Source organism: Frigoribacterium sp. Leaf164, from assembly GCF_001423665.1.
Classification (GTDB): domain Bacteria; phylum Actinomycetota; class Actinomycetes; order Actinomycetales; family Microbacteriaceae; genus Frigoribacterium; species Frigoribacterium endophyticum.
The window spans coordinates 331,171-341,675 of record NZ_LMOX01000001.1 but is presented as its reverse complement, the minus strand read 5'-3'; the positions used below and the strand labels follow the sequence as shown (position 1 = coordinate 341,675).

The 10,505-nt window shown below is 74.0% G+C and carries 9 protein-coding genes; 7 read left to right on the top strand and 2 right to left on the bottom strand.

Going from position 1 to position 10,505, the window contains the following annotated elements; all coding sequences use genetic code 11:
- Both ASF82_RS15715 and ASF82_RS01545 read left to right on the top strand, forming a co-directional pair.
- Positions 1–872 (top strand): carbohydrate ABC transporter permease (locus ASF82_RS15715; protein ID WP_162240263.1); only part of this gene is annotated, 872 nt, incomplete at its 5' end.
- Between the two features lie 13 nt (positions 873–885).
- Complete coding sequence (locus ASF82_RS01545) at positions 886–1,812, top strand: carbohydrate ABC transporter permease (protein ID WP_235491133.1); 927 nt, start codon at positions 886–888, stop codon at positions 1,810–1,812.
- 72 nt (positions 1,813–1,884) lie between these two features.
- On the opposite strand, the gene ASF82_RS01540 is transcribed toward ASF82_RS01545, so the two are convergent.
- On the bottom strand, positions 1,885–2,382 hold the full coding sequence (locus ASF82_RS01540) for a CGNR zinc finger domain-containing protein (RefSeq protein WP_056052498.1): 498 nt from the start codon (positions 2,380–2,382) through the stop codon (positions 1,885–1,887).
- 85 nt (positions 2,383–2,467) lie between these two features.
- On the opposite strand from ASF82_RS01540, the gene ASF82_RS01535 reads away from it, so the two are divergent.
- Positions 2,468–3,328: an alpha/beta fold hydrolase gene (locus tag ASF82_RS01535; protein WP_056052495.1), complete on the top strand. Its 861-nt coding sequence runs from the start codon at positions 2,468–2,470 to the stop codon at positions 3,326–3,328.
- Here ASF82_RS01535 and ASF82_RS01530 read toward each other — a convergent pair.
- Complete coding sequence (locus ASF82_RS01530) at positions 3,303–3,764, bottom strand: SRPBCC family protein (protein WP_235491132.1); 462 nt, start codon at positions 3,762–3,764, stop codon at positions 3,303–3,305. The two genes, ASF82_RS01535 and ASF82_RS01530, sit on opposite strands and share 26 nt — an antisense overlap.
- Positions 3,765–3,889: 125 nt before the next feature.
- On the opposite strand from ASF82_RS01530, the gene ASF82_RS01525 reads away from it, so the two are divergent.
- The 4 genes from ASF82_RS01525 (at position 3,890) to ASF82_RS01510 (ending at position 10,473) form a co-directional block, all read left to right on the top strand.
- A complete protein-coding gene (locus ASF82_RS01525; RefSeq protein WP_056052492.1) occupies positions 3,890–4,141 on the top strand; it encodes a hypothetical protein in 252 nt (83 codons plus the stop codon).
- A 153-nt stretch (positions 4,142–4,294) separates the two neighbouring features.
- Positions 4,295–6,916, top strand: coding sequence for a lamin tail domain-containing protein (locus ASF82_RS15430; protein ID WP_056052488.1), 2,622 nt, complete (start codon positions 4,295–4,297; stop codon positions 6,914–6,916).
- Between the two features lie 482 nt (positions 6,917–7,398).
- Entirely contained in the window at positions 7,399–8,367 is a 969-nt protein-coding gene (locus ASF82_RS01515; protein WP_056055557.1) for a 1-phosphofructokinase family hexose kinase, read from the top strand.
- A 33-nt stretch (positions 8,368–8,400) separates the two neighbouring features.
- The gene (locus tag ASF82_RS01510; RefSeq protein WP_056052485.1) at positions 8,401–10,473 is read left to right on the top strand and encodes a fructose-specific PTS transporter subunit EIIC; all 2,073 of its coding nucleotides are present in this window, start codon (positions 8,401–8,403) and stop codon (positions 10,471–10,473) included.
- Positions 10,474–10,505 lie beyond the last annotated feature (32 nt).

The following is a 10,505-nucleotide window of genomic DNA, read 5'->3' as shown; positions in this document are numbered from 1 at the left end:
CCGCGCGCCTCCGGGAGGGCCTCGTCGGCTGGGCCTTCATCGGACCGAACCTCGTCCTGCTGTCGGTCTTCCTGTTCGTGCCCATCCTCGGGGCCGTGCAGCTGTCGTTCCAGGAGACCCGCGGCTTCGGCGACCCCGAGTGGGTCGGCGGCGCGAACTACGCGCGCATGGCCGCCGACCCGGTCTTTTGGCAGACCCTCGGCAACACCGTCCTCTTCACCGTCGTCACCGTGCCCGTCGAGATGGCCCTCGGCCTCGGCCTCGCCGTGCTGCTCGACGGGGTGCTGCCCGGTCGCCGTGCCTGGCGGACGATGCTCGTGCTCCCGATGGTCATCTCGGGGGTGGCCAGCGCGATGATCGCCGTCATCCTCTTCACCGAGGCCAACGGCCTGGTCAACCAGGTGCTCCGGGCGATCGGGCTCGGCGCGGTGCCGTGGCAGTCGGACGGCGCCCTGGCCATGGTGTCGGTGATCCTCACCATGATCTGGCTGCGCGTCGGCCTCAACATGATCATCTACCTGGCCGGGCTGCAGTCGGTCTCCCCCGAGCTGTACGAGGCCGCCGAGCTCGACGGCGCGGGCGCCTGGCAGCGGTTCCGGTCGATCACGGTGCCCCTCGTCGGGCCCTCGACCTTCTTCCTGCTGGTGCTCAACGTCATCGCGTCGTTCCAGGTGTTCGACCTCGTCTTCGTCCTCACCGGCGGCGGCCCCGGCTACTCCACCTCGGTGCTCGGCACCTACGCCTACCGCAACGGTTTCCAGATCCGCGAGCAGGGCTACGGTGCCGCCCTCGGCGTCGTGATCCTCGTCGTGACGCTGGCCTTCACCGTCGTGCAGTGGCGCACGAACCGCACCCGCGACCTCACCGAATGACGAGGACCAGCCTGTGACCATCCCCCAGACCGTCGCCGACCCGCCTGCGGCCGGCGCGCCCCGCAGCACCGCCCTCGGCGCCGACCGTGCCGCGGGGGCCCGCGCCCCACGTCGACGTCCTCCCCGGCGCGGCGGCTTCGTCGTCGTCCGCACCGTCGTCGCCGTCGTCGCCTCCGTCGTGGTGGCGTTCCCGCTGCTGTGGATGCTCGTCGTGGCCTTCTCGCCGCGGGGCGAGGTGTTCGGGCGCGGCCTGCGCCTCCTCCCCAGCGCCCTCACCCTCGAGAACTTCGGCCGGGTGCTCGACCGGTACCCCGTGGCCGAGTGGTTCGGCAACTCCGTCGTCATCGGCGTCTTCGTCACCGTGCTGACGGTCGTCGTCAACCTGCTGGCCGGGTACGCGTTCGCGCAGCTGCGCTTCGCGGGGCGCACGGCGGTCTTCCTCGTCTTCCTCGCGACGCTGATGATCCCGGTGCAGGCGACCATGGTCGCGCAGTTCCGCCTCGTGAACGGGCTCGAGATCTACGGCACCTACTGGGCCGTCATCCTGCCCTCGGCAGCCACCGCGTTCGGGGTGTTCCTCGCGCGGCAGTTCATGCTCGGCATCCCGCAGGAGCTCATCGAGGCCGCCCGCCTCGACGGCGCGGGCCCGGTGCGGGTCTTCACCGCGATCGTCCTGCCGCTCAGCGGCCCGCTCGTCGCGGTGCTCGTGCTGCTCACGCTGCTCGGCAGCTGGAACGACTTCGCTTGGCCGCTGATCGCCCTGAAGGACCCCGACCTCTACACGCTGCCCGTCGGTCTGCTCTACCTCAAGGGGCAGACGACGCCCGACTACAACGGCATCATGGCGCTGGCCGTGATCTCGGTGCTCCCGATGGTGGTGCTGTTCCTGGCGTTCCAGCGCTTCTTCGTCCAGGGCTTCGTGCGCAGCGGGGTGCGGTAGCCGACGGCCGCGGCGGAGACGTGCCTGACCGGGTCAGCAGCCGGGCCGTACGGGACGTCTGCGTCGAGGCGGTCAGCGCGCGGCGCGGCTCGCGTGCGCGCGGGCCTTCATGCGGTTGCCGCAGACGGCCATCGAGCACCACTTCGCCGTGCCGGGGCGGCTGTGGTCGACGAGGAAGAGGTTGCACTCGTCGTTGGCGCACGCGCGCAGTCGCCCGGGCAGCTCCTCCGCGACGCCCGACCAGGCCAGCACGGCACGGACGGCGAGCTTCTCGTCGTCAGGGGCGCGGAGTTCCCAGCGCACGCCCGCCGGAGTCACGCGGGGCACCTGGACCGCGCCCTCGAGCACCGCGGCGAGCTCGTCGACGGGACCCGCGCCTCCCCCGCGGACGACGGCCTGGAGGAGCCGACGGACGTCGGCGAGCTGAGCAGACTCCCGGTCGGTGCCCGTCCCGCCCCACCGGAGAGCGAGGGCCCGGCCCTCCGCCCCCTCGAGGGCGTCCGTCGGCACGCCGTCGATCGCCGGTGCGCTGTTGAGCAGCGCCAGGAGAAGGTCTTCGTTCTCGAGCACGTCTCTCCGATCTCCTCCGCGGCCACGCCGACAGGATCATGCTAGCGTCCTGACTAACCAGTAATCAAGCCGTTAGGGGTTAGTCGTGACCACCGTCCACCACCGCACCGTCTCCGTCGACGGCCTCGACGTGTTCTACCGGGAAGCGGGCGCCGCCGACGCACCCGCCGTCCTGCTCCTGCACGGGTACCCCACCAGCTCCCACATGTTCCGGCACCTCATCCCCGCCCTGGCCGACCGGTACCGCGTCATCGCACCGGACCACGTCGGCTTCGGGCGATCGTCGGCGCCGTCCGTCGACGACTTCGACTACACCTTCGCCGCCCTCGCCGAGGTGACGGGTCGGTTCCTCGCCGCCGTCGGGGTCGACGAGTACGCGATCTACGTCCAGGACTACGGCGCACCCGTCGGCTGGCGGCTGGCCCTGGACCACCCCGAGGCCGTGACGGGCGTCATCTCACAGAACGGCAACGCCTACGAGGAGGGCTTCGTGCCGAGCTTCTGGGACCCGATCTGGGCCGACGCGGCGGAGCGGACAGCCGAGACCCGCGACGCCCTCCGCCCGGCGCTCGGCCGTGACGCCGTCGAGTGGCAGTACACCCACGGCGTCCCCGACCCCTCGACCGTCGACCCGGACGCCTGGGAGCACGACCTCGCGCTCCTCGCGCGCCCCGGCCAGGACGACGTGCAGCTGGCGCTCTTCCGCGACTACGCCACCAACAGGGATCTCTACCCGGCCGTCCACGACTGGCTCCGCGACTCCCGCGTCCCCGTCCTGGCCATCTGGGGACGCCACGACGAGATCTTCGCCGCCGAGGGCGCCGCGGCCTTCCGGCAGGACTCTCCCGAGGCCCGGGTCGAGCTCGTCGACGGAGGGCACTTCCTGCTCGAGTCGCATCTCGACGTCGTCGCGGCCACGGTCAGGGACTGGCTGTCGACCCGCTGACGGGCGCGGTCGGCTGAGGCCCCCGGCGGGTGCGAGGGAGCCGCTCGTCGAGCAGCGCCGCGAGCCGGTCGAGGTCGCTCCGTACGGCAGCGGCGTCGGCCTCGAACGCCGCCTCGGAGACGCCGTCACGCCGGAAGAGGGTGAACACGGCCTCGCTGCCCTGGTCGTTGGCCACGACCCGGAACGGGTTCCGTACGGTCGTCCCGTCGGGCAGGGTCACGTCGTGGTCGAGGACCCCCAGCTCCACCGGCCCGGTGAAGGCCACCTCGACGACGCCCATCGGGGAGTCCGCGAACCACCGTCCGCCCTCCTGGCGGACGCCCGCGCTGAGGCCCGCCGCCCACGCGGGCAGGTTCGCAGGGTCCCCGGCGATGCGGGACACCGCGGCGACGTCGTGGTCGAACGAGCGGGAGAGGTGGACGACGGGCCAGGTCATGCCGGGACACTAGCGCCGGGCCGGCCCTGTCGCACCCTTCCGGGCCACGCCCGCTCCGACCACGCCCGCTCCGACCACGCCCCTCAGGGCTGGCACGGCCCGCCGCGGCGTGCCAGGCTCGGCGCATGCGAATCGACGAGTGGTGGCCCGACCTGATCCCGAGCACCCGGCAGTGGCTGATCGACAACGCCGGCGATGCCGTTCCGCCGGAGATCCTCGAGCAGATCACCGCCGTCACGGGTGAGCCGGGCGACGACGACACCTGGGTCGGCGAGGGCACCGACGACGAGTTCTACCTCTCCGACGAGGCGACCGACTGGGTCGAGGCCGCGGGCAACGCGGAGGGCGACGAGGACGAGGACGACGAGGAGGCCTGAGCCCCCTCCGGGCAGGCCTCCGGCCCGACGGGAGGCAGCGCTCCCGGTCGACGCGGTGATGCGCACCACCTGTCGTTCACCGGGGGTTCACCGGCTGCACGTCGCGGGGCACGAGAGTTCGAGTGACCACGTCACCCCACGAACGGATCACGCATGCACCCCCTCCTCCGGCGCCTCGGCGCGACGACCCTCGTCGGCTGCGTCGCCGCCGTCGGGCTCGTCGGCACCGCCGCCCCCGCCTCGGCCGCCACGGGAGCCCCGACGCTCCCCGGCACGGTCGTCGTCAACGAGATCGAGTCGGACGGCGGCACGCCCGGCGACTGGATCGAGCTCGCCAACACCACCTCGGCCCCGGTCGACGTCTCCGGCCTCGTGCTGAAGGACAACGACGACACCCACGCCTTCACCCTGCCGGCGGGCACGACCATCCCGGCCCTCGGGTTCCTCGTCGTCGACGAGTCGACCGACCCGGCCCTCGGTCTCAGCTTCGGCCTCGGCAAGGCCGACTCGGTGCGCCTGTTCGACGCCGACGGCACGACGCTCCTCGACTCGTACAGCTGGACGGCCGCCGCCGCCACGACGTACGGGCGCCTGCCCGACCGCACGGGCGCCTTCGGCGTCACGCCCGCCTCGAGCAAGGGCGCCGCCAACGCCGCGGCGACGACGCCGACGCCGGCCGACCCCGGCACGACGCCGGCTCCGACCCCCGCGCCCACCCCGGCTCCGACGCCCGCCCCGGCGCCCGCGCCGATCGCGACGACGCTGCGCATCAACGAGGTCGAGTCGAACGGCGACGACACCGACTGGGTCGAGCTGACCAACGTCGGCAGCACCGCCGTCGACGTCTCCGGCTGGTCCTTCCTCGACGGCGACGACTCGCACGCGAAGTACGTGCTGCCCGCGGGCTCGACCGTCGCCCCCGGCGGCTTCTTCGTCATCGACCAGGCCCAGGGCGTCCGCCCCGGCTTCGACTTCGGCCTCGGCGGCGCCGACTCCGCCCGCGTCTACGACGCCTCCGGCGCCCTGGCGCTCACCTACAGCTGGACCGAGCACAGCCTCGTCAGCTACGGCCGCTGCCCCGACGGCACCGGCGAGTTCGCCACCACGACGACGAGCACGAAGGGCGCGGCGAACGACTGCTCCTCCCCCGTGCGCCTCAACGAGGTCGAGTCGAGCGGCGGCACGCCCGGCGACTGGGTCGAGCTGACCACCGTCGGCGCGACCCCCGTCGACGTCAGCGGCTTCGTGCTCCGTGACAGCGACGACACGCACCGGTACGTGCTGCCGACGGGCTCCGTCGTCCAGCCCGGGGGCTTCCTCGTGCTCGACGAGCTGACGGCGATGACGCCCGCCGGGTTCGACTTCGGACTGGGAGGCGCGGACAGCGTCCGCCTGTTCGCCCGCGACGGCGTCACCCCCGTCGACTCGTACGCCTGGACGCAGCACGCCGCGGTGACCTGGGGCCGCAGCCCCGACGGCACCGGCGACTTCACGGGCACGCTCGAGGCCACCAAGGGCTCGGCGAACATCGCCGCGGGCACCGTCCTCACGCAGCCGTGGCCGGGCGGCCCGGACGAGCTGCCGCTCGACGACGAGGCGACCTTCACCGGCGACCTCAGCGGCCTCGACTACGAGCCCTCCGGCACCTCGGCCGACGGCACCCTCTGGGCCGTGCAGAACGGCGACGGCCTGCTCTACCGCATCGTCTCGGACGGCGCGGGGGGCTGGGCCCCGGCCACCGACTCCGGCTGGTCCGCGGGCAAGGCCCTGCGCTACCCCGACGGCACCGGCCGCGTCGACGCCGAGGGCGTCACCGTGACCGGCGACTCGAGCGACGGCGGCGTGTACGTCTCGTCCGAGCGGAACAACGCCGCCTCGAGCGTCAGCCGCCCCTCGGTGCTGCGCTACGACGTGGCCGCCGCCGGCAGCGCGACGACGCTCGTCGCGACGCAGGAGTGGAACCTCGCCGCGGACTTCCCCGGCCTCGGCGCGAACGCCGGGCTCGAGGGCGTCACCTGGGTGCCCGACTCGTGGCTGACGGAGCGCGGCTTCGTCGACGAGTCGACCGGCGCCGCCTACGACCCCGCCGCCCGCCCCGGCCACGGCGAGGGCCTGTTCTTCGTCGGCGTCGAGGGCACCGCGAGCGTCTACGCCTACGCCCTCGCGACCGACGGCTCGGCCGAGCGCGTCGCGACCGTCGCCACCTCGTTCGACCTCGTCGCCGACGTGCAGTTCGACGCCGACCTCGACGCCCTGTGGGTCGTCTGCGACGAAGCCTGCTCGGGCCGCACCGCCCTCTTCGACGTCGACGCCTCGGGCGCCTTCGCCGAGCAGGTCGTCTACGAGGCCCCGCTGAACGCCGACCGCGGGCTCGCCAACGAGGGCTTCGCCGTCGCCGACGCCGCGACGTGCACCGACGGGGCGCGCCAGACGTTCTACGCCGACGACGCCGACACGGACGGGTTCTCGCTCCGCGCCGGGACGCTGCCGTGCGAGGCGCCGACGGCGCCGACCGACCCGACGACGCCGGTCGTGCCGGGGACGGGAGCCGGCGCGCCCGGCGCCGGCGCCGGCACCGGCACCGGCACCGGCACGGGCACGGGCACGGGTGCCGTCCCGGCCGGCACGACGCCGACCCGCGTCGCCGGCGCCCCGACCCGTGCGGGCGCGCTCGCCTACACGGGCGGCGCCGACGCTCGCCTCGGCGCGGCCCTCGCGGCGCTGCTGCTCCTCGCCGGAGCGGGAGGTGTGCTCGTCAGCCGCCGTCGCGCCTGACCGCGGCGCGCCTCCGGCACCCGCACCGCGCGTCCCCCGGGCCGCGGCCGTCGACCTCACCGTCGTCGGCCGCGGCCCGTCGGCGTCATCGCGTGACTCCCAGCCCGCAACCCGCCGCAGAACGCGAGCTTTTCGCTCGACGGCGACCAGACGCCGGGGAGGCACGGAGCCCGCCGAGCAGATCACTCGCGAATATGAGAAGAACCACGCTCACAGGCACGGATCACTCTCAAATTCGAGAGGAACCGGTGGATGACGTCGGGTCTGTCACACATCCCGAGGCATGTGGGCCGAATCGGATGCCCGTTCTTGTTGTTCTCTGCCCGATCATGTGGTTTCATCGTCCGGAACGGAGTCGAACGGGCTCCCGACGACGACGAGGTCCGACGATGAGCACAGCACCGACCGCCCACAGCCCCGCGGGCAGCGGCACCGGCACCGGCACCGGCACCGGCCCCGCCGAGGGCGCCCCCGCCCGGCGGATGATCCTCACCGTCACCCCGAACCCCTCCCTCGACCGCACGATCGAGCTCACCGACGAGCTCCGCCGTGGCGAGGTGCAGCGCGCCGCCCGCACGACCGACGAGCCCGGCGGCAAGGGCGTCAACGTCTCGCGGGCCCTCGCGGCCTCGGGCGCCGAGACCGTCGCGCTGCTGCCCGGGCTGCTCGACGACCCCGTGCTCACGGCCCTCCGCCAGCGCGGCGTGCCCACCGTCAACCTGCCGATCGAGCAGCGCCTGCGGGCGAACGTCACCGTCACCGAGCCCGGCGGCACGACGACCAAGATCAACGAGGTCGGCCCCGACCTCGGAGCCCACGTGGAGGCGCTGACCGGCCTCGTCGTCGAGCACGCCCCCCTGGCGTCGTGGCTCGTGCTCGCGGGGTCGCTGCCCCCGGGGCTGCCGGTGACCTGGCTCGCCGACGTCGTCGGCGCCGTCCGCGCCGCCCACGGCGACGCTGCGCCGCGCATCGCCGTCGACTCGTCGGGCGCCCCCTTCGCCGCGCTCGTCGCCTCCGGCGTCCGGGTCGACCTGGTCAAGCCGAACGCGGAGGAGCTCGCCGAGGTCGTCGGCGGAGACGCCGACACCTACGAGCGCGACCTCGACGCCGCCGTGGCGGGCGCCCAGCGCCTCCGCGAGCTCGGCGTCGGCGCGGTGCTGCTGACCCTCGGCAGCGTGGGCGCCGTGCTCGTCGACGACTCCGGCGCGTGGTTCGCCGCCGCCCCGCGCATCGTGCCGCAGAGCACGGTCGGCGCTGGCGACTCCTCCCTCTCGGGCTGGCTGCTCGCCGAGCAGGCCGGCGCCGACCCGGCCGGCCGCCTCGCGCAGGCCGTCGCCTCGGGCGCGGCCGCCGCGGCCCTCCCCGGCAGCATCGTCCCCTCCCTCGACCAGACCTCCCCCGACGACATCGACGTCGTCCCGATGGCCCCCGTGGCCGTCGGCCACCGCTGAGCAACGACGCCCGACCCCAAGGAGCACCCCACCATGTCCGCACTCATCAGCACCGACCTCGTCGGCCTCGACGAAGACCTGGGAGCCACGTCGTCCGACGTGATCCGGGTGCTCGCCGGCCGCGTGGCCGCCGCCGGCCGCGCCGGCTCCGCCGACTCGCTCGCCGACGACGCGATCGCCCGCGAGGCCTCGATCGGCACCGGCGTGCCCGGCGGCATCGCCATCCCCCACGCCCGGTCGACCTCGGTCACCGAGCCGACGCTCGCCTTCTCGCGCCTCGCGCGCACGGTGCCCTTCGGCGCCCCCGACGGCGACGCCGACATCGTCTTCATGATCGCGGTGCCCGAGGGCGCCGACAGCGACCACATGACGGTCCTCTCCACGCTCGCCCGCGCGCTGATCCGCGACGACTTCACCGCGGCGCTCCGGGCCGCCCGCACCCCCGCCGACGTGGTGGCCCTCGTCGACCAGGAGGTCAGCGGCGACGTCGCGGAGGCGCGGGGCACCACCGGCACCGCTCCCGCGGGCGCGACCAGCGCCTCCGGCACCTCCCCGGCCGACGGCGCCCGTCGCCCCCAGCTGGTCGGCGTCACGGCGTGCCCCACCGGCATCGCCCACACCTACATGGCCGCGGACGCCCTGGTCGCGGCCGCCGCCCGCCTCGGCGCCGACCTGCAGATCGAGACCCAGGGCTCGTCGAAGGTGACCCCGCTCGACCCCGCCGTGATCGCCGCGGCCGACGCCGTCATCTTCGCCGTCGACGTCGACGTGCGCGACCAGTCGCGCTTCGCCGGGAAGCCCGTCGTGCGCGGGCCGGTCAAGCGCGGCGTCGACGCCCCCGACGCGATGGTGAAGGAGGCGATGGCCGCGGCCACCGACCCCGCCGCTCCCCGCGTCGCGGGCTCGGCCGACGACGCGTCGGCGCAGGAGACCCGCGCGAAGGAGGGCTTCGGCTCGTCGCTGAAGCGCTGGCTGCTGACCGGCGTCTCGTACATGATCCCGTTCGTCGCCGGCGGCGGCCTGCTGCTCGCCCTGGGCTTCCTGCTCTCCGGCTACGAGATCGCGGGCAACGCCGCGACCGTGCTGACGGACTACTCGCTGACGAACCTGCCGCCCGAGGGCCTGGTGTACTTCCTCGGCGCCGCCGCCTTCCAGATCGGCAACCTGTCGATGGGCTTCCTGGTCGCGGCCCTCGCCGGCTACATCGCGTACGCCATCGCCGACCGCCCGGGCATCGCGCCCGGCTTCGTCGCGGGCGCCGTCGCCGTCTTCATGGGCGCCGGCTTCATCGGCGGCCTCGTCGGCGGCCTGCTCGCCGGCTTCGCCGCGTACTGGATCGGCCGGCCCACCGTGCCGCGCTGGCTGCGCGGCCTGATGCCCGTCGTGATCATCCCGCTCTTCGCGTCGATCTTCGCGAGCGGCCTGCTCGTGCTCGTGCTCGGCGGCCCGATCGCCGCGCTGACCGTCGCGCTCACCGACTTCCTCAACGGCCTCAACGGCACGGGCGCGGTCGTGCTCGGCGTCGTGCTCGGCCTGATGATGTGCGTCGACCTCGGCGGCCCCGTCAACAAGGTGGCCTACTCGTTCGCCGTCGCCGGCCTGTCGGCGGGCTCGCTCACCGACAACCCCGCGCCGCTGATGATCATGGCCGCCGTCATGGGCGCGGGCATGGTGCCGCCGCTCGCGATGGCCCTCGCCTCGACGGTGCTGTACCGCAAGGGCTTCTCGCAGGTCGAGCGCTCGAACGGCACGGCCGCGTGGCTGCTGGGCGCCTCCTTCATCTCCGAGGGGGCCATCCCGTTCGCCGCGGCCGACCCGCTGCGCGTCATCCCGGCCTCGATGGTCGGAGGCGCGGTGACCGGAGCCATCTCGATGGCCGCGGGCGTCACGTCGCAGGCCCCGCACGGCGGCCTCTTCGTGTTCTTCGCGATCGGGAACCTCGGCATGTGGGTCGTCGCGATCCTCGCCGGCACCGTGGTGTCGGCCGTGGTGCTCGTCGGCCTCAAGCGCTTCGTCCGCCGCTCGGGCGAGAGCGTCACCGTCGAGGCCGCGCAGGCCGCCGACGCCGGCGCCGTGGTCGGCCAGCGCAAGCCGGTCGCCGCTTAGCGACCCCCGCCGCACCGCACGACGAAGGCCCC